Origin of the sequence: Streptomyces sp. Ru71 (assembly GCF_002920535.1) — a bacterium.
In the GTDB taxonomy this organism is placed as follows: Bacteria; Actinomycetota; Actinomycetes; order Streptomycetales; family Streptomycetaceae; genus Streptomyces.
On sequence record NZ_PQSS01000006.1, the window covers coordinates 58,719 to 75,381 of the forward strand.

19 protein-coding genes are annotated in these 16,663 nt (G+C 71.3%); 7 read left to right on the forward strand and 12 right to left on the reverse strand.

The genetic code is table 11. The annotated features are described in order from the left end of the window. Positions 1 to 142: 142 nt before the first annotated feature. Positions 143 to 673: a 2'-5' RNA ligase family protein gene (locus tag C3489_RS05760; RefSeq protein ID WP_103780731.1), complete on the reverse strand. Its 531-nt coding sequence runs from the start codon at positions 671 to 673 to the stop codon at positions 143 to 145. A 198-nt stretch (positions 674 to 871) separates the two neighbouring features. Next, positions 872 to 2,437: a S53 family peptidase gene (locus C3489_RS05765; RefSeq protein ID WP_103780538.1), complete on the reverse strand. Its 1,566-nt coding sequence runs from the start codon at positions 2,435 to 2,437 to the stop codon at positions 872 to 874. A 384-nt stretch (positions 2,438 to 2,821) separates the two neighbouring features. On the opposite strand from C3489_RS05765, the gene C3489_RS05770 reads away from it, so the two are divergent. Next, positions 2,822 to 4,081, forward strand: coding sequence for a SpoIIE family protein phosphatase (locus C3489_RS05770; RefSeq protein ID WP_103780540.1), 1,260 nt, complete (start codon positions 2,822 to 2,824; stop codon positions 4,079 to 4,081). 45 nt (positions 4,082 to 4,126) lie between these two features. On the opposite strand, the gene C3489_RS05775 is transcribed toward C3489_RS05770, so the two are convergent. Continuing rightward, on the reverse strand, positions 4,127 to 4,765 hold the full coding sequence (locus C3489_RS05775) for a TetR/AcrR family transcriptional regulator (RefSeq protein WP_103780542.1): 639 nt from the start codon (positions 4,763 to 4,765) through the stop codon (positions 4,127 to 4,129). 76 nt (positions 4,766 to 4,841) lie between these two features. Here C3489_RS05775 and C3489_RS05780 point away from each other — a divergent pair, with 76 nt between their 5' ends. The 3 genes from C3489_RS05780 to C3489_RS05790 are packed head-to-tail and all read left to right on the forward strand — an operon-like array spanning position 4,842 to position 6,845. Further along, complete coding sequence (locus tag C3489_RS05780; protein WP_103780544.1) at positions 4,842 to 5,537, forward strand: NAD(P)-dependent oxidoreductase; 696 nt, start codon at positions 4,842 to 4,844, stop codon at positions 5,535 to 5,537. Continuing rightward, complete coding sequence (locus C3489_RS05785) at positions 5,534 to 5,938, forward strand: pyridoxamine 5'-phosphate oxidase family protein (protein ID WP_103780546.1); 405 nt, start codon at positions 5,534 to 5,536, stop codon at positions 5,936 to 5,938. Before C3489_RS05780 ends, C3489_RS05785 begins: the two co-directional genes overlap by 4 nt. 34 nt (positions 5,939 to 5,972) lie before the next feature. Further along, entirely contained in the window at positions 5,973 to 6,845 is an 873-nt protein-coding gene (locus tag C3489_RS05790; protein ID WP_103780547.1) for a haloalkane dehalogenase, read from the forward strand. Between the two features lie 151 nt (positions 6,846 to 6,996). On the opposite strand, the gene C3489_RS05795 is transcribed toward C3489_RS05790, so the two are convergent. Next, on the reverse strand, positions 6,997 to 7,572 hold the full coding sequence (locus C3489_RS05795) for a hypothetical protein (protein ID WP_219821927.1): 576 nt from the start codon (positions 7,570 to 7,572) through the stop codon (positions 6,997 to 6,999). A 273-nt stretch (positions 7,573 to 7,845) separates the two neighbouring features. Between C3489_RS05795 and C3489_RS05800 the strand changes: the two genes are divergently transcribed. Beyond that, on the forward strand, positions 7,846 to 8,331 hold the full coding sequence (locus C3489_RS05800) for a DUF2975 domain-containing protein (protein ID WP_103780549.1): 486 nt from the start codon (positions 7,846 to 7,848) through the stop codon (positions 8,329 to 8,331). Next, positions 8,331 to 8,552 carry a helix-turn-helix transcriptional regulator gene (locus C3489_RS05805; RefSeq protein ID WP_103780551.1) on the forward strand — a complete coding sequence of 74 codons (222 nt, stop codon included), beginning with the start codon at positions 8,331 to 8,333 and terminating at the stop codon, positions 8,550 to 8,552. The genes C3489_RS05800 and C3489_RS05805 overlap by 1 nt, the downstream gene beginning before the upstream one ends. A gap of 22 nt (positions 8,553 to 8,574) precedes the next feature. Here the strand turns inward: C3489_RS05805 and C3489_RS05810 are convergent, their stop codons facing one another. Beyond that, positions 8,575 to 9,288 carry an SDR family oxidoreductase gene (locus C3489_RS05810; RefSeq protein ID WP_103780553.1) on the reverse strand — a complete coding sequence of 238 codons (714 nt, stop codon included), beginning with the start codon at positions 9,286 to 9,288 and terminating at the stop codon, positions 8,575 to 8,577. 101 nt (positions 9,289 to 9,389) lie between these two features. On the opposite strand from C3489_RS05810, the gene C3489_RS05815 reads away from it, so the two are divergent. Next, positions 9,390 to 10,238 carry a helix-turn-helix transcriptional regulator gene (locus C3489_RS05815; protein WP_103780555.1) on the forward strand — a complete coding sequence of 283 codons (849 nt, stop codon included), beginning with the start codon at positions 9,390 to 9,392 and terminating at the stop codon, positions 10,236 to 10,238. A 76-nt stretch (positions 10,239 to 10,314) separates the two neighbouring features. Here the strand turns inward: C3489_RS05815 and C3489_RS05820 are convergent, their stop codons facing one another. The 7 genes from C3489_RS05820 to C3489_RS05845 form a co-directional block, all read right to left on the reverse strand. Further along, complete coding sequence (locus C3489_RS05820; protein ID WP_103780557.1) at positions 10,315 to 12,231, reverse strand: ABC transporter ATP-binding protein; 1,917 nt, start codon at positions 12,229 to 12,231, stop codon at positions 10,315 to 10,317. 2 nt (positions 12,232 to 12,233) lie between these two features. Next, positions 12,234 to 12,650 carry a lasso peptide biosynthesis B2 protein gene (locus C3489_RS05825; RefSeq protein ID WP_103780559.1) on the reverse strand — a complete coding sequence of 139 codons (417 nt, stop codon included), beginning with the start codon at positions 12,648 to 12,650 and terminating at the stop codon, positions 12,234 to 12,236. A 4-nt stretch (positions 12,651 to 12,654) separates the two neighbouring features. Continuing rightward, positions 12,655 to 12,918: a lasso peptide biosynthesis PqqD family chaperone gene (locus C3489_RS05830; protein WP_258054577.1), complete on the reverse strand. Its 264-nt coding sequence runs from the start codon at positions 12,916 to 12,918 to the stop codon at positions 12,655 to 12,657. Positions 12,919 to 12,971: 53 nt separating this feature from the next. Further along, positions 12,972 to 14,828 (reverse strand): asparagine synthase C-terminal domain-containing protein, encoded by a 1,857-nt coding sequence (locus C3489_RS05835; protein ID WP_103780561.1) that lies wholly within the window; start codon positions 14,826 to 14,828, stop codon positions 12,972 to 12,974. Positions 14,829 to 14,935: 107 nt separating this feature from the next. Further along, positions 14,936 to 15,043 (reverse strand): keywimysin-related RiPP, encoded by a 108-nt coding sequence (locus C3489_RS39000; RefSeq protein ID WP_219821928.1) that lies wholly within the window; start codon positions 15,041 to 15,043, stop codon positions 14,936 to 14,938. A gap of 463 nt (positions 15,044 to 15,506) precedes the next feature. Next, a complete protein-coding gene (locus tag C3489_RS05840) occupies positions 15,507 to 15,842 on the reverse strand; it encodes a hypothetical protein (RefSeq protein WP_181139512.1) in 336 nt (111 codons plus the stop codon). Then, positions 15,839 to 16,426, reverse strand: coding sequence for an RNA polymerase sigma factor (locus C3489_RS05845; protein ID WP_103780565.1), 588 nt, complete (start codon positions 16,424 to 16,426; stop codon positions 15,839 to 15,841). The genes C3489_RS05840 and C3489_RS05845 overlap by 4 nt, the downstream gene beginning before the upstream one ends. Positions 16,427 to 16,663: the final 237 nt, after the last annotated feature.

The following is a 16,663-nucleotide window of genomic DNA, read 5'->3' on the forward strand; positions in this document are numbered from 1 at the left end:
GGCCGACGCGGTCCCGCAGGGAAACGGTCGGTCGGACAGGACAGCCTGGCGGCGGTGCGCCGGCTTCACCTGCTGGGGCTCCCACCGCACCCTGCCGTGATCCCCGGGCCACCTCCCCCGCGGCCACGACGTCGGGGGCGCCTCAGCGGGGCTCCAGCACCTCCAGGGCGCCGGTCTGGGTGTCGTAGCTGCGAAGGGTCGTGAGCCGGGCCGACAGCGGTGGCGACGGCAGCAGCTCAAGGATCCGCCGGTCGGCGAAGGCACCGGCCCGCTGAGTCCGGCCGAGGGTGATGTGCGGGCTCCAGTTCCCAGGGTGGTGAAAGGGGTTGAGGGTCCGGGGCCGGCTGTCCGAGGCCACCGCCTCCCATACCCGTCGGTGCAAGCCGGCCAGGGCGGGGTCGAGTTCCAGCCCCCAGGCCAGCACCGAGGTGGGCCGCTCGAAGCGGACCACGCCGGTGAACCGAACCGGCATGGGCAGGGCGGCAGCCGCCTCGGCGAGCTCCCAGCGAATCGGGGCGGTCAGCTCCGGACAGGAGGCCAGCGTGAGATGCGGGCAGTTGGTCGGTGAGCGGAGGCGTGCCTGACTGGGCAGCCCCGCTTCCGCGAGCCGCCGCCAGGCCTCCCGGACCGCCAGGTCTGCCTCCTCGTCCAACAGGAGCTCGACCGTACGCACCGCCACAGCCTAGCGGCGATCACCTGGTGCTTCGGAGCCTGGTGATCTTCCACCCGTCCGTGCCGACCAGGGAAGGTTGGTGATCGGCGTCGATCACGTCACCAAGCGGGTGCTCGTGCCGGTGGCGGCCATGCTCCTGCCGGAGCGTGACCGCCACCCTCGTCGTTTCGATGATGTGCCTCGACGGGTGTGCGCCTGTCAGACCGTGGCGAGGCGGGCCAGCAGCGCCTGGCCGTCGGGGACACCGAGGCCGGTGCAGGCGTCCCAGCCGGACGTGGCCGCGAAGTCGCCGATGTCGCCCTGCGTGATGTCACGGAAGCCGGCCGGGCTCACCCCGGGTGTCGCGCCGTCGTACAGCACGGGCTGGAGCATGCCGAGCGGGCGGCCGAGTGCCTCGGCGAGACGGACGGTCAGCGCGGCCCAGAGGGGGGCCACGGCGCTGGTGCCGCCGATGACCTCGTCCTGACCGTGGATGAGTACCTGGTATCCGCTCCTCGGGGAGGCGTCGCCCGCCACGTCGGGCACGCCGCGCCGGCGGACCTGGCCGTCACCGTTGGGCACGCCGACGTTCGCCTGCCAGCTGGGCTGCTTGAACGCGCGGCTGACGCCGCCGCCGGAGGCGGACCCGTCGCCGTCGTTCCACACGATCTCGGAGGTGATGGTGCCGCTGACCGGGTCGGCGTCCAGGCGCGTACCGCCGCAGGCGAGGGCGCGAGGGCTCGAAGCGGGGAAGTCGGTGTGCGGCTTGCCCGTCGGGTCGCCGTCGCTGCTGCCGTTGTCACCGGCAGCCACACAGACGGTGACGCCCATGGCGGCGGCGTCGGCCAGCGTGGCGTCGAGGATCGCGCGGCCCTGGGCCGTCCACCGGTCCTCGCGCTGACCCCAGCTGATGCTCACTGCCGTGGGCGTGGGGTCGGCGAACACCGCGGTGCTGATGGCGTCGGCGAAGCCCTGGGCGCTGTTCTCCGCGAAGTACACGACTTGGCGGGCACCGGGCGCCAGCGCGCCGATCACCTCGATGTCGAGCATCACTTCGCCGTCGGCGGGGTCGCCCGGTGCGTTACTGCCGTTGCCCACCTCGACGACCTCCACCTGTGGCGTGGGGATGCCCAGCTTGGTGAAGTACGCGTCCAGGTCGCCTTCCGGGATCCCTCCGCCGAGTTCGATGACGCCGATCGTGTGACCGCTGCCGTCCGTACCGGGAGGGAAGCGGTAGATCTTGCCGAGGTCGACGGGCGAGTACGACGTGTGCGCGGCATGGGGCTGCATGCGCTGCATGTGCGGGCGGGCCTGCGGTCTGTTGTCCAGGCCTGTCACGCCGATCACCACGCCGTCCCACTCGGGCAGGATGCGCAGGTCGCCGGTCCGCTGCCGGTGCTCCACCATGCGCCCCTGGTCCGCCGGGTCGGGGGTCATGACGTTGGTCAGCGAGTCGGCCTGCACCACGGACCGCAGCTCACCGAGGGTTCCGGATATCTTGATCCGGCGTGAGGCAGGATCGATGTGCGTCACCGTCAGTCCGTGCTGCTCGGCTGTCCGCTTCACCATGTCGATGTCGGCCGGGTCGGCGCCGTAACGGGCGGCCAGTTCGTCCCGTGTGATGGTGTTCGGTCCTTCGACCAGGTCATCGGGGATCTCGCTGCGACGGCGCAGCACCAGCATGATCTCGATGCGTTCCGAATCGTTCACCGCTCCGGCCGGGCGCGCATCCGCGTGGGCGCTGCGCTCACTGCCCCGGAGGGGGACCATCTGCGTGTTGTCCATGGCGTCGAGCGTTACACCGGTGTGGGTGATTCGCACGCCGTGCGATTACCGAGCGTAGCGATGACCAGGACAGCGACCGCACTCTCCCTGCAGCGCGTCAGCCCGCGACTGCGGCCGTTCCACCAGGCCTCTTGAGCCGCTGTGCCCAATCTGCTCCGTGAGGATCTCTTCGGTACGCACGCGTCCGGCGGGCGACGCCACCGGCACACTGGGGGTGCCGCCCTCGCGACGTTCCAGCACGTCAACGCCCTACTCGATGCGCACCTCGCGATCACGGCAGATGCCCGATGAGCGCAACGCCGCTGCCACCCCGCTGCCCACGAGCAAGCTCGGCGGGCGCGGGACGCGGAGTAGATTTAAGAGCAGCGACTGACAGGAACGCGTGTGACACCGAAGATCGACTACCCGGGGGTGTTCGCCGCCCTTCCGAGCCCGTGCCTGGTGCTCGGCACGGACCTGGTGGTCGCTGACGCCAATCCGGCCTTCTGCGAGGTGACTGGACGGAGCCAGGCCGAGCTGCTCGGGCAGTACCTCTTCGACACCTTCCCGGACAACCCCGCCGACCCGGAGGCCGACGGGGTGGAGACGCTGAAAGCCTCACTGCACCGTGTCCTGTCCTCCGGCCAGACCGATCACATGGCTTTGCAGAAGTACGACATCCCGGTCCCCGGCAGCCCAGAGGTGTTCAAGGAGCGCTGGTGGACCGCGATCAACGTGCCCGTCCTCGGCCCGGACGGAAAGGTCGCCTGGATCATCCACCGGTCCGAGGACATGACGGACGTCGTCCGCTCCCGCCGCACGGCGCACCTGCCGTCGGTCAGGCCCGGCCGGGAAGCGGCCATGGAAGCCGAGCTGTACGCCCGGGCGCGACAACTGCAGCAGCTCAACGAGGAGCTGCGACAAGCCCACGCCCGTGAACGGCGCGTCGCCGTCGCCTTGCAAGAAGCCATGCTCCACTCCCCCGACCTGGCCCGGCACCCGAACATCGCCGTGCGCTACCTGCCCGCCACCGGATCACTGAACGTGTGCGGCGACTGGTACGACGCCGTCGACCTGCCCGCGGACCGCTTCACCGTCACGGTCGGCGACGTGGTCGGCCACGGGCTGATGGCCGCCACCGTCATGGGCAGGCTCCGCAGTGCGCTGAGCGCCGCCACCCGCACCGTCCACGGACCCGCCCAGGCACTGGAGGTCCTTGGGCTCTACGCCCGCTCGGTCGAAGGAGCACTGGCCGCCACCGCCGTCCAGGTCCTCGTCGACTGCCACAGCCAACTGCTCATCTACAGCAGCGCCGGCCACCCCCCGCCCGTACTGCTGCACCCGGACGGCACCTGCGAGCTGCTCGACCAGGCCACCGACCCACCGCTGGGCGCCCGCCCCGAACACGTCCCCCGCCCCCAGGCCACGGCGACCTACACTCCCGGCGACATCCTCATCCTCTACACCGACGGCCTGATCGAACGCCGCGATGAGGACATCGACGCCGGCCTGGCCCGCCTGACCACCACGCTCGCCACCTGCACCGAGTTCAGCGCGGAACACCTCGCCGACGCCCTCCTCGCCCGACTGGGCCTCGCCAGCGGCGCCAACGACGACATCGCCATCGTCGTCGTCCGCCTCGACGGAACGACCCGGCCGTACTGATACGCCGTTGCCATTCGGTGGTGTTCCAGTCGTAAGACGGTCGCCTCAGCCCGAGGCCAGCGAGCCTCGACGGCCTGTTCCGGTGGCTGTCGCGGTGCGCGGCCTCGGGGCCAGAGCTGCGCGCAGTGCGGGGGTGAGGATGCGGCGGGTCTCGGACGGGGTGAGGGCGGCGGGCGTGGGGAGGGGGTTGAGGTAGCGGGTGTAGATCAGGCCACCGAGGATCGTCACGACGGCCGTGGCGCGGGCAGTCGCGTCCCGGCCACCGAGAAATTCAACAAGCCGGACCAGCAGCTCGCGTTCCAGGTACTCGCGGATCACCTCGGCGGCCTCGTCGCCCTGGGCGGTGAGCTGCCGGAAGTCGGCGTCCTCCCACAGGCCCGTCACCGCGTCGATCAGGCGGTCGGGGAGGGTGGCCGGGTCGCCGCCGAGGACGTCGTCCACCGCCAGCGCGTTGGCGCACTGGAACTGCATCACGTCCGCGAACAGGCCCTTCTTCGAACCGAAGTGGTAGGCGATCAGCGCCGGATCGACGCCGGCGGCCCCGGCCACCGCGCGCATCGTGGTGCGCCGGTATCCGCGCTCCAGGAACAGCGCACGGGCCGCCGCGACGATCGACTCGCGGGTCGGCGGGTTGCCACGGGGGCGGCCTCGGGTGCGGGCGGGGGCAGGGGCGGCGTTATTCATCAGCGTTGAGCCTGCGTTTCGTGATCGGCACAGTCAAGGGCGTTCCGGGAACGACACGAAGGGATGACCTGACACCATGCGTATCGCAGTCTTCGGCGCCAACGGACCGACCGGCCGCCACCTCACCGACCAGGCCCTCGCCGCCGGCCACGAGGTCGTCGCCGTGACCCGCCGTCCCGGCTCCGTGCCCACCGAGCGGCCCGGCCTCGCCGTGGCCGTCGCCGACGCCACCGATCCGGCGGCCGTCGACGCCGCGATCGCCGGGACGGACGCCGTCCTGTCCGCGCTGGGTGCGCGCTTCAGCAAGGAGACCATCACGACGTACTCGGCGAGCGCCACGGCCATCACCGGGGCCATGACCCGCCACGGCATCAAGCGGCTCCTCGCCATCAGCTCCAGCATCGCCGACCCGAACTGGCGTCCCACCGGCGCTCACTTCTTCAACCATGTCCTCGACCCGCTGGTGAACCGACGCCTCGGCCGTACCCTCCACGAGGACATGCGCCGCATGGAGGCCGTGATCCGTCGGACGGACCTCGATTGGACCCTCGTGCGTCCCTCGGGCCTCTTCGAGCACCCGGTCGTCACGGACTACCACACCGCTGGGAGCAGCGCCGACGGTGTCTTCACCGCCCGCGCCGACCTCGCCGCGAGCATGCTGCGCGAGCTGGAGGAACGGCGGTACGTCCGTACGGCCATGGGCGTCATCACCACGGCTGTGAAGCCGAACATCGCCAAGCTGATCTGGAACGAGGGCGTGAAGAAGAAGTGAGCCGGGCGGCCCTCGAACTCCCGGCTGCTGCAAGGGCGTTCCTCAACAGCCCCCGCACGGCCACCTTCACCACCCTGCGTCCCGACGGCACCCCGCACGTCACCCCGGTCCGCTTCACCTTCGACGCGGACACCGGCCTGGCACGGGTGACCACCCGGGCGGGAGCCCGCAAGGCCCGCAACGTGGTCGCGGGCGGCCCGGCAGCCCGTACCGCGCTCTGTCAGGCGGACGGCTTGCGCTGGGTCACCCTCGAAGGCCGGGCCATTGTCACCGACGATCCCGCGCGCCTGGCTGAGGCGGTCCGCCGCTACACCGACCGCTACCGCGCGGCCCCGCCGGCCCGGTCGGACATCGTCGTCATCGAAATCACCGTCGACCGCCTCATGAGCCTCAACCTCTGATGAACTCCACCGCCATGAAAGTGAAGTGACACCGATGCCCACCCTCCCCGTCCTCGACTCCACCCTCCACTACCGCGAGTTGGGCGATCCCGACGGGCTGCCGTTCGTCTTCCTCCACGGCAATCCCACCTCCTCCCATCTGTGGCGGAACGTCCTGCCGGGGGTGACCGCGCCCGGCCGTCGCCTTCTGGCCCCCGACCTCATCGGCATGGGCGCCTCCGGCAAGCCCGACATCGCCTACTCCTTCGACGACCACGCCCGCTACCTCGACGCCTGGTTCGACGCCCTGGGCCTTGCCGAGGCCGTCCTCGTCGGCCACGACTGGGGCGGCGCGCTCGCCTTCGACCGAGCCGCCCGTCTACCGGGCCGTGTTCGCGGTCTCGCTTTCACCGAGACGATCATCAAGCCGCTGGTCGGCGACGAGTTCCCGGCGGCCGGGCGGGAGTTGTTCACCCTCCTGCGCACCCCCGGAGTGGGCGAGGAAATGGTCCTGGAGAAGTCGCTGTTCATCGAAGGACTACCGGACACGCTCGCCACCCCGCTCGACCCTGCCGACCTGGAGATCTACCGCCGTCCCTTCCCGACCCCGCACAGCCGCCGCGTGGTGCTGGCGTGGACGCGGATGATGCCGCTGGACGACGTGCCCGCTGACGTCGTGGCCCGCATCGAGCACTACGACGCTTGGCTGGCCGCCAGCCCCGAAGTCCCCAAGCTGCTCGTCGCGTTCGAGCCGGGCCCGGGCGCGATGACCGACCCAGGCGCCGTGGCCTGGTGCGAGGCGAACATCGCGGGCCTGGAGGTCTCCCGCCACGGCCTGGCCGGCCATCACTCCCCGGAGGACCGCCCCGAAGAACTGGCCGCGTCCATTCACGCCTGGGCCGACCGCCACGGGTTGGCACGCCAGTAGGCGTCCTCGACCAGAACGGTACCCGACCGTCCCGGGGTCGGCCGAGCCGTCGCCGACGGATGAACGCGCCGAGGTCAGGTGATGTCGGACTGCAGATTCCGCGAGCGGATCCGACATCCGCCCATTGCTGCAGCAATGGGCAAGGCGCCGCCTAGGCAATCCAGTCCTCAGTGCGCCGATGGCGATCCAGTCTCACGGTTGCGAACTCGTCCGTGGCCGCCGCTTCCACCACCACACCCAGCCTCCGGAGAGCCTGTGAGATCGGACTGCCGGCGGATCCGAAGGGCTGACCGTCCGGCGCATGAAGTGGTCCCAGTACCACAGCTCCATAAGCCCAGACGGCAGCGTGTTGCTCGCCGACGCCGCCGAAATACTCGGCTTCCACGTAGGCCACCGGTCCGGCCGCTGACCAGTCCGCAAGCCGCTTGTCGAACCCTCCTGGAAGCCGCCAGAACCCCAGAGGGCCCTCAGTGCCGTCCATTGCTGCGTCATATAGCTGGTCCGTCATCGGTATCAGTGACAGGCCCTGGCCCAGAGAGGCCAGACGAGCGGCAGGCAAGTCCCGCGAGACGCCACGGAGCAGCTCGTCTTTGGCGATGACTGCCTGCAGTTCATAACCCACCCCAACGCCCCCTCCATCGGCCGGAGGCCCCATCTTGCCGCACGAACGGACGTCGAACTGGCACGCATCAACCATGCCGGACGCCAGATACCGCACTACCGCCATGCCATGACTGCGAGGGGCCCGGCGCACCGTCGACAGGAGGGCCGCCTGCGCCCGCCGGGGACCGGGGACGGCGCCGCCGACGCATCCGGGTCGTGGGGGCGGCTTGCCGGCGGGAGCCGACGCATGGGCACCCGCCAGGGCCACTGAGGCCCCCGGACTGCCGTCAGCGTCCAGGGCCGCCGTCGGCACTGGAACCGCCGCTGCCGGTCTGCACCTTGCCACACCTATCGAAATTCGATAGATTCCCATCGCAACTCGATGGAAGGCTGGGTCATGGGAAAACTGGCAGTGGGTGCGCTGCGCGCCGTGCTCGTGGTGGTGCTCGCCGGCACCGTGTTCGTACAGGCATCGATGGTCTGGGCGCTGGCCACCGACCCGGAGGACGGGGCGCTCCCGCTGACCCCGCTGCGCGTGATCACCTTCCTCGGCATGGTGGCGGCGCAGGTCGCCTTCGTCTGCGTATGGCGGCTGGTGTCGATGGTGCGACGCGGAACCGTGTTCTCCCACGCCGCCTTCCGGTACGTGGACGGTGTGATCGGAGCGATCGTGGCGGCTGCCCTGCTGTGGTTCGCGGTGACGGGCATCAACGCGCCGGGCCAGCGGGACGACCCGGGCGTCACCGTCATCATGGGCGGAATTGGCGTGGCCATCCTCGGGGTCGCGCTCATCGTCCTCGTGCTGCGGATGCTCCTCGCCCAGGCCGTCGCACGCGACGTCGAAGCGTCGCGGATGCAGGCCGAGTTGGACGAGGTGATCTGATGCCGATCGTCGTCGACATCGACGTGATGCTGGCCAGGCGGAAGATGTCCGTGGGTGAGCTGGCGGAGCGCGTGGGGATCACGCCCGCCAACCTGGCCGTCCTGAAGAACGGCCGCGCCAAGGCGGTGCGCTTCACGACCCTCGCCGCGCTCTGCGAGGTGCTCAAGTGCCAGCCGGGCGACCTGCTGCGCTGGGAGGCCGAGGACGCCGCGGGCGGCTGAAGTCGCCGGGCGGGCGGCCCGCCTACCAGGGCAAAGGACCCGCCACGTCGAAGTACCCACCGGTGGGGCCGTCCGGGCCCAGCTGTGCCATGCGGACGATGATCTCGGCGCCCTCCTCGACCGTCTGGGTGCCTGTGTTCCCGTTCAGGTCCGTCGCGGTGAAGCCGGGCTCCACCGCGTTGATCCGCATCTGCGGGAAGGCCTTCGCGTACTGGACGGTGATCATGTTGACCGCCGTCTTCGACGCCGGATAGGCGACCCCCGGGTAGGCGGCTGCCGGGTGGGCCGGATCCGAGACGTGCGTGAGCGAGGCGAGGCCGCTGCTGACGTTGACCACCACCGGCGACGCGGATTTCCGCAGGAGCGGCAGGAACGCGTGGGTGACCCGCACCGTGCCGAAGACGTTGGTGGCGAAGACCTCCCGCATGGCGTCGGCGGTGAGGTCCGCCGCACCGGTCACCTCGTTGTTCGGGCCGCGCGCCTCGATGCCGGCGTTGTTGACCAGCACGTCGAGACCGCCTTCGGCCTCGATGGTCTTCACCGCGGCCGCGACGGACGCGTCGTCGGTGACGTCGAGCTGTACGGCCCTGGCTCCGACCCCCAGCCGCGCTGCGGCGTGGCGGCCGCGCTCCGGGTCCCGGCTGCCGACGTAGACCGTGTGACCCGCGGCGATGAGGCGGCGGGCCGTCTCGTAGCCGAGGCCCTTGTTCGCTCCGGTGATCAGTGTGTTCGTCATGCCTCCACCGTCCTTCCCGCCCGCTCGCGCAGCCAGGGGACCCGTCTTCCTGGGACCAGCGGTACCAGGCAGGCACCCGATGGGCGGGGCACACTGGGGGCATGGCGACGGCAGAGTTCGGCAAGGCGGTACGTCGCTGGCGCGACCGGATCACGCCCGAGGCCGCGGGGGTGCCGGCCGGGGGCCAGCGGCGTGCCGCCGGGCTGCGCCGCGAGGAGCTGGCCATGCTGGCCGGGATCTCCGTCGACTACGTCACCCGGCTTGAGCAGGGGCGGGCCACCAACCCCTCGGACCAGGTCGTGGAGGCCCTGTCCCGGGCGCTGCGGCTGTCGCAGGAGGAGCGCGCGCATCTCTTCCGGCTCGCCGGGCTCGCCACGCCGGGCCCCGAGACCGTGCCCGCGTACATCACGCCGAGCGTGCAGCGGCTGCTGGACCGGCTGACGGGGACGCCGGTGGCCGTCTTCGACGCCTGCTGGACCCTGATCGTGGCCAATGAGGCCTACTCGGCCCTGATGGGCGACCCGTCCGTCCGGCGCGGCAACGAGCGCAACGGGGTGTGGCGCCACTTCCTCGGTCCCGGGACCGGGGCCCATCGCCCACCGCAGGAGCAGCGCGACCATGAGGCCGCGCTCGTCGCCGATCTGCGTGCGGCCGCCGAACGCTACCCGGCCGACCGGCGGCTGCAGCGGCTGATAGCTGAACTGCGCGATGGAAGCGAGCGGTTCGCCGAGCTGTGGAACTCGGGCGCCGTGGGCCGCCACCGGGCCTCACGGAAGACGATCGACCATCCGCAGGTGGGGCCCGTCGTGCTGGACTGCGATGTCCTCACCGTGGAGGGCGGCGACCTGCGCATCATGGTGTACACGGCCGAACCGGGCACCGAGGACGCCGAGCGCCTCGCTCTGCTCACCGTCCTGGGGACCCAGGACTTCGTCGGTCCCGCGACCTGAACCCGGTCGGAGCGCACCGTCTCACCCCGGCCACCGGCCGGCCTTCGGCGCCGAGGACCCTGCGCGGGCAGGGCTGCTACGGGTCCTCCCCCATCCCGCCCGGGCCGGCGGTGAGCATCTGTGTCGTGGCCAGGTGGCGATAGAGGGGGTCCGTGGCGAGCAGTTCGGTGTGGGTGCCCACGGCCTGCACGCGGCCCGCCTTCAGGACGACGATGCGGTCGGCGGTGGTGACGGTCGACAGCCGGTGCGCCACCACCAGCACGGTGGTGTTGCGGGCGGCTTCCGCGACGGTCTCCCGCAGCGCCGCCTCGTTGTCGGCGTCCAGCTGCGATGTCGCCTCGTCCAGGAGGAGCAGCCGGGGGCGGCGCAGGAGGGCGCGGGCGATGGCCACGCGCTGGCGTTCACCTCCCGAGAGCCGGCTGCCCCGGTGGCCGACCAGGGTGTCCAGGCCCTGCGGAAGGCGGGCGACGACCGCTTCCAGCCGGGTCCGGCGCAGGACGTCGTGCAACTCGTCGTCCGGGGAGTCCGCGACGCCGAGGGTGAGGTTGTGGCGCAGGGAGCCGGACAGGACGGGTGCGTCCTGCTCGACGTAGCCGATCGCGGCACGCAGCTCGGCCAGTGGCCATCGCTGGACGTCGCGGCCGTCCAGGAGGATGCGCCCGGTGTCCGGGGTGTGGAAGCGTTCGAGCAGGGAGAAGAGGGTGGTCTTGCCCGCGCCCGAGGGACCGACGAGGGCGGTCACCCCTCCGGCGGGCACGGTGAAGGACACGTGCTGATGCACGGCCGGCAGTCGGGGCTGGTAGCGGAAGCCCACGTCCTCGAAACGCACTTCCGCCGGGGGTTGCCGAGGCGGCTTGCCGGTCCTCGCGGTACCTGTCCGCGACGGGGTGTCGACGGCCTCCACGTCCATGTGCTGGACCGCCACGATCCGCAGGGCCGCGGCACCGCCGATCTGGAACTGCCCCACTGCGTCGACGAGTTGGCTGATCCGCGGCGCCAGCGCGAACAGGTACAGCAGGAAGGCGACCAGGGTGGACACGTCGATCGCCCCGGAGGCGACCCGGGCTCCGCCCACGCCGAGCACCGCCAGGAAGGCTGCCTGCCCGGCCACGGCCGAAGCCGCCCCCGACACTGCCTGCCAGCCGGCGGCGCGCACGCCGGTGCGACGAGCGCTGCGCGCCATGTCCTCCAGAACCTCTGTCTCCTGCTGTTCGGCCCCGGCGGCCTTGACCGCGCGCACCGCCCCGAGGGTGCGCTCCAGAGCCGCGCCGATCTCACCGACCGACTCCTGTGCCTGGCGGGTGGCACGGCCGATGGCGGGCGCGGCGGCCGCCACGACCGCCCCCAGGAGCGCGACGACGAGGAGCGTGACGGCCAGCAGGACCAGGTCCAGCAGACCCATCAGCACCACCGTCATGACCAGGACGACAGCCCCGGTGACGGCGGGCGCCGTGGACTGGGTGGCGGCTTGGCGCAGCAGCATGGTGTCGGAGGTGGCGCGGGTGATCAGGTCGCCCGGTTCGTGCCGGTCCAGTTCGGGCACGGTCAACCGGAGCAGCCGCCTGGTGATCCGCCGCCGGGCCGAACACACGACATCCTCGGCGGTGCGGTACAGGACGTACTGGCCCAGCGCCGAGAGAGCGGCGGCGCCGAGGAGGAGCGCGGCCAGGACGAGGACCGGGACGATGGTGGTACGTCCGGTCTCAAGGGTGTCGATCAACCGCTTGGCGGCCAGGGGCTGGGCCAGCCCGAGTGCGCTGCCGGCCAGTCCGAGCAGCGCCCCGGCCAGGCAGGCCCGGCGGTGGGGCCGTAGCGAGGCCGCCAGGGCCCGGTAGCCGGAGGAGGGTGTGCGGGCGTCCCTGGGGTGGTCTGCGGGTGCGTCCGCGACGACGACGGTCGGTGAGCTGCCCGCTGACTCCGCCGCGACGGCCGAGGCGGTCCGGCGTGGCGGCCCGGCGCCAGGCCGGGTGGTGACGGGTGGGCGTCCGGCCATGGTCAGTCGACCGCGAAGAAACGCTGGAAGTAGTCCGCGGGGCAGTCCTCGCCGACAGGTTCGGACTCGGCCTCCACCCAGGCGTGTGCGGCGAACGGTGGCTGCTTGCGCACACCCACGCACCAGGTCGGCCACTGACCGCGCATCCGGCACAGCAGGACGGTCGCCAGCGACCTGGGCAGGCACCCCTTGCGCCCGCCGGCGGTCAGGCTGACCGCCAGGACGGTGTTCAGAGCGGCGGCGGTCTGCGCCGCGCTGGCGGGCCGTGCGCCGCGGCGCACCTGGCGCAGCACCGCGCGGATCCGGGCGGGCGGCAAGGTGGCCAGCAGGTGGGCGCACCCCACGGCGAGGCGGGCCGCCCACCGGGTGGCCAGCGGTACGGAACGAGGCCGGTAAGGAACCGCTTCGGGCGTCGACATGGCGTCAGTCGCCGTTGACGAGCCCGGCCGATCGCAGCTCCGTGAGGATGCGGTCGACGTCCTGCTGGGCGAGGTCGGCGCCGACGTCGTACCGCTCGGTCAGCGCCTGCACCGCCTCGTCCGGGCCCCGGCCCGCCAGCAGGATCTCCAGGACCAGGGCGGCGGTGGGGTTGAGGGTCCAGTAATCGCCGCTCTTCTCGTCCAGCAGGGCGAGGCCGTACTCGGTCTCGGCCATCAGGACTCCGCCGCGCAGTTTCACGTTCATCATCGCACTACCTTCCTGGCGGGAGACTTCGAGGGGGTCGTCGGGGCCTGAACGTGTCAGCCGTCTCGGTGGTGGGGCAGGGTCTCGCGCGAACGCAGCCACACCTCACAGCCGACGGTCGGGTGGAGGAGTACGTTCTCCAGCTCGGCCGACATCGGTCCGGAGCACCAGGTGCGCCACACGTCCGCGTCGATCAGGCCGAACTCGGCCAGCCGGGAGTCCTCGCACAGGGCCAGCAGCGCCTTGCGGTTGCGCCGCAGCCCGACCTCCTCCTCCATCGTGGCGTTGGCCTTGGTGGCGCGGGTGCGGCCGGCCTCGGGGACGACGCCCCGCATGGCCTCCACGATCAGCGGCTTGTACTGCCACGGAGTCACGCGTTCCGCCGGCCGTACCGCCAGTCCGGTTTCGATGACACGGTCGTCGTAGAAGGGGGAGGCGAAGAGGAGACCGCTCGGATTCGTCATCTGGTTCAGGTGTCTGGCGAACCGGGACACCGCCTGCATGGTGGCGAGTTCTCGGTGCTCCCCGTGGCCGGGGCCGAGGGGCTGCGCCACTGCGGCCTCCTGCCGGATGAGGGTGCGTACGGCGTCGACGGCGTCGGGGGTGGCCCAGGGCGGCATCCTGGCGGGCGAACACCACTGGAACAGCGGTTCCTCCAGGGGCGGCAACGGGCTGGTGAGGTCGGTGGCGATCTGTTCCAGCCACGCCCCGTAGGGGCGCCGGTCCAGCAGTTGCCGCAGGGCACGCCGCCGTGACCAGCGGTACTTGGCCAGGTATCCACGGGCGTGGCGCACGGCCGTGCGCGGGTGGCGCAGCAGCAGGTCGTGCACGCGTGCGGAGGCGCCGGCGAGCAGTTCGTCACCTCCGAAACCGCTCAGGTGGAGGGTGGAACCCCGCTCCGCCGCGACGGTGAGCAGAGTCATCCGCCGGTTGCGGTCCACCGCGTACAGCGAGGGGGCGTCCAGTACGTCGGTGAGGGCGTCGATGCCGTCGTAGGTGAGCGGGAACTCCTCGGCGGGCACGACGTGGTGCTCGATGCGCCCTGGTCCGCCGGTGGCCGACGACAGCTCTTCGACCGTACGGCGAGCCCAGTGGACGTCATCGCCGCGAGCGTCGTGGGTCGCCGCGGTGTAGGCGACGACGTCGGCGCCGGCGCGCACCGCGGTGCACACCACGGCCGTCGAGTCCAGGCCGCCCAGGTCGGCCGTGACGAGGTCCCGGCCGCGGACGCGAATGTCGACGGCGCTGCGCAGTGCGTCGCGCAGCATCGGCGCTGCCTCGGCCAACGGAACGTCGCGGCGCGGCAGCCTCCACCAGCGCTTCTGGCGGGCCCGGCCGTCGCGCTCCAGCACGAGGTAGTCGGTTCCGGGCAGGGCCTCCACTCCACGCCACACAGGTCGTGCGGACAGTGGGTGCAGCACGCCCAGACTGAGCATCTGGAGGGCGAGCCGCCCCTCGTCGAGGGAAGCCCCGATGAGGTCGGCCAGGACGTCGGCGCGGTCGGCCGCCAGATGGGCTGCGTGTGCCGTGCCGTGGAACAGGCTGCGGACGCCGGTCACCGTGCCCTGAGCGCGCACCCGGCCGTGCACGCTGGCCAGGAGGTGGTAACTGCCGTGCCAGGAGCGGGCGAAGTGGTCGAGGGAGGCGAGATCGGTGACGGTGGCCGCCGCCTTGGCCGCTTCCTCGCGGGTGACGGCGTGCTCGCCCCACACCGCCAGGCGCACCCCGCCGCACTCACCGACCGTGAGCTCACCTGGGCGCCAGCGGCCTATCAGCCACGGCCGGCCGGAGACATGCGTGTGGCTTCCGGTGGCGTGGGGAAGCGCCCTGGCCGCCGCAGCCGATGCCGCGTCGGTGTCGGGCAGCACCACGAGCCAGGTCGGGACCACGGCGAGCGACACAGGGCTGTTCATGGACGCGCGTACCTCCGGTCGTTGGCGTGCCCACCGGTCCACCGGTGCGGGAGGGTGGCGCGGCGGAGGACGGCCGGTGACCGCCTTCCGCCGCCGATCGGATCGGGTCAGATGAGCTGGTGACCGCCGAGGAGGTCCTTGGCGGTGCCGCCGGCCAGGCCCGTCGTCTTGCGGAAGCCGCCGTTCTTGGTGAGGGTCGGGCGCTCGTACGTCATGGCCACACTCCTTTCGTCCACGACGACATGAGTTGCCGTCGTTTCTGTCGTCTACAGAGGAACTCCGGCACAGGCGCCTGTTCGAATCGAGCCGCTTTCACCATGGTTCCGGAGCCACGGGCGGCTGATTCGACAAGTCACCCTATGAGCGTCGATCAGATCATCACAACAGTGCGCGGCGGGTGCATCAGAGCTCGGAAGAAGCGAATTATGCGTCTTCACGCGACCCCTTGCACCAGAAGGTGCCCCGACGAGGGCCATGCATCCGGGACTTGGGGGTAGACGAAGGGGTTCTCGCGCCACTGCGACCGGTTTCCGCAGGTCAGAGGTCATCGCTTGCGTGCATTCCCCCGAGGAGAACACCGGGCCGCGCCAGCATGAAATCGCACACCGGGACGAATTTCCCTGGAATTCAACTGTAGAAGAATCAATGACCGCCTGCTGTTTGCGCAGCACCGCGCGATTAGCGGCGACGGGTTCGAACAATCGACGCCGGGTCCGCCGTGGTGAGGGTGCAGACGCCGTCCGCACAATTGCGCTCCAGACGCCCCCGGGAGATGGTCTGCGCCAGGCCGACCATCCAACAGGTGGGGCAGCCGCGGAAGGCGATCAGCGCGAGCGGGGCCGCCAGCAGGGTGGCCGGGCCGGCGACGGGCACCAGGGCGATCGAGCCGATGATCAGCCCGAAGCCGATGACGCCGCGCGCCAGGTGGCGCGGGACGGACTTGCCGGCGAAGCCCGTCCCGGGCGCCGCGGGTTCTGCCGCGGCCTGGACCTTCGTACTCCGCGTGGACTTCACGCGCGTGACTCCCCTCCGGCTGATGGATCGGCTGCTCGGTCGGTCAGTGCCAGCGCATGGCGCAGTGCCGCGCGGGCTCTGTGCAGCCGCGACTTCATCGCCGCGTTGCTCAGACCGAGTGACCGGGCGACGGCACTGCCCGGCAGGCCCTGGACGTCCCTCATGATCAGGACCTGCCGCTGGTCACGGGGAAGGGCGCCGACCGCGGCCGCGATCCGCTCCACCTCCAACCTGCGCAGCACCGCTTCCTCGGCGGACTGCTCGGCGCACGCCTCCGGTTCGGCCGCCACCTCGTCGCTCCGGGAGAAGAGCAACCGCACCTGCCGCAGGCATTCGTTGCGCACGATCCGGAACATCCATGAGCCGAGCGCGCCGGTGGCCCGCAGGGTGCCGATCTTCCGGTACAGGATGATCAACGCCTCCTGCGCCGCGTCCTCCGCGTCCTGCGGCGATGCGCACAGCGACAGCGCGAACTTGCGCACATGCGGCTGCGATTCCAAGACGACAGTGGTGAGCGAGGCGACGTCGCCGTCCTGGGCGGCCTTGATCAGCCGCTCGTCGGGCCAGCGGAAGCGTCGTGTCATGTGTCCTACTCCTCCTCGCAAGGCGCCCGGCGCCAAGGCACTCGTCAGCCACGGCTCTTCTTCCAGCGCCTCACGAGGTGCGCGCTGCACACGGACACCAGCAGCACGCCGATCACTACGACGCCAACGACCACGATGTTCCTCCTGCCATCCGCCGGCCCACGCGGCCGGTACACGGATAAGAGGCGGGCCGGCCCGAAAAGGATTCACCTGGAGCAGCGGCGACGGGAGCTCGCG

Bases quoted from the DNA above. Each gene is read 5' to 3' on its own strand.
- C3489_RS05835 (WP_103780561.1), bottom strand. From the start codon at position 14,828: ATGAACAGCCCTGTGTCGCTCGCCGTGGTCCCGACCTGGCTCGTGGTG.
- C3489_RS39000 (WP_219821928.1), bottom strand. From the start codon at position 15,043: ATGACGTACGAGCGCCCGACCCTCACCAAGAACGGCGGCTTCCGCAAG.
- C3489_RS05830 (WP_258054577.1), bottom strand. From the start codon at position 12,918: ATGATGAACGTGAAACTGCGCGGCGGAGTCCTGATGGCCGAGACCGAG.
- C3489_RS05780 (WP_103780544.1), top strand. From the start codon at position 4,842: ATGCGTATCGCAGTCTTCGGCGCCAACGGACCGACCGGCCGCCACCTC.
- C3489_RS05810 (WP_103780553.1), bottom strand. From the start codon at position 9,288: ATGACGAACACACTGATCACCGGAGCGAACAAGGGCCTCGGCTACGAG.
- C3489_RS05820 (WP_103780557.1), bottom strand. From the start codon at position 12,231: ATGGCCGGACGCCCACCCGTCACCACCCGGCCTGGCGCCGGGCCGCCA.
- C3489_RS05765 (WP_103780538.1), bottom strand. From the start codon at position 2,437: ATGGACAACACGCAGATGGTCCCCCTCCGGGGCAGTGAGCGCAGCGCC.
- C3489_RS05825 (WP_103780559.1), bottom strand. From the start codon at position 12,650: ATGTCGACGCCCGAAGCGGTTCCTTACCGGCCTCGTTCCGTACCGCTG.
- C3489_RS05805 (WP_103780551.1), top strand. From the start codon at position 8,331: ATGCCGATCGTCGTCGACATCGACGTGATGCTGGCCAGGCGGAAGATG.
- C3489_RS05845 (WP_103780565.1), bottom strand. From the start codon at position 16,426: ATGACACGACGCTTCCGCTGGCCCGACGAGCGGCTGATCAAGGCCGCC.
- C3489_RS05815 (WP_103780555.1), top strand. From the start codon at position 9,390: ATGGCGACGGCAGAGTTCGGCAAGGCGGTACGTCGCTGGCGCGACCGG.
- C3489_RS05800 (WP_103780549.1), top strand. From the start codon at position 7,846: ATGGGAAAACTGGCAGTGGGTGCGCTGCGCGCCGTGCTCGTGGTGGTG.
- C3489_RS05790 (WP_103780547.1), top strand. From the start codon at position 5,973: ATGCCCACCCTCCCCGTCCTCGACTCCACCCTCCACTACCGCGAGTTG.
- C3489_RS05775 (WP_103780542.1), bottom strand. From the start codon at position 4,765: ATGAATAACGCCGCCCCTGCCCCCGCCCGCACCCGAGGCCGCCCCCGT.
- C3489_RS05795 (WP_219821927.1), bottom strand. From the start codon at position 7,572: ATGGCGGTAGTGCGGTATCTGGCGTCCGGCATGGTTGATGCGTGCCAG.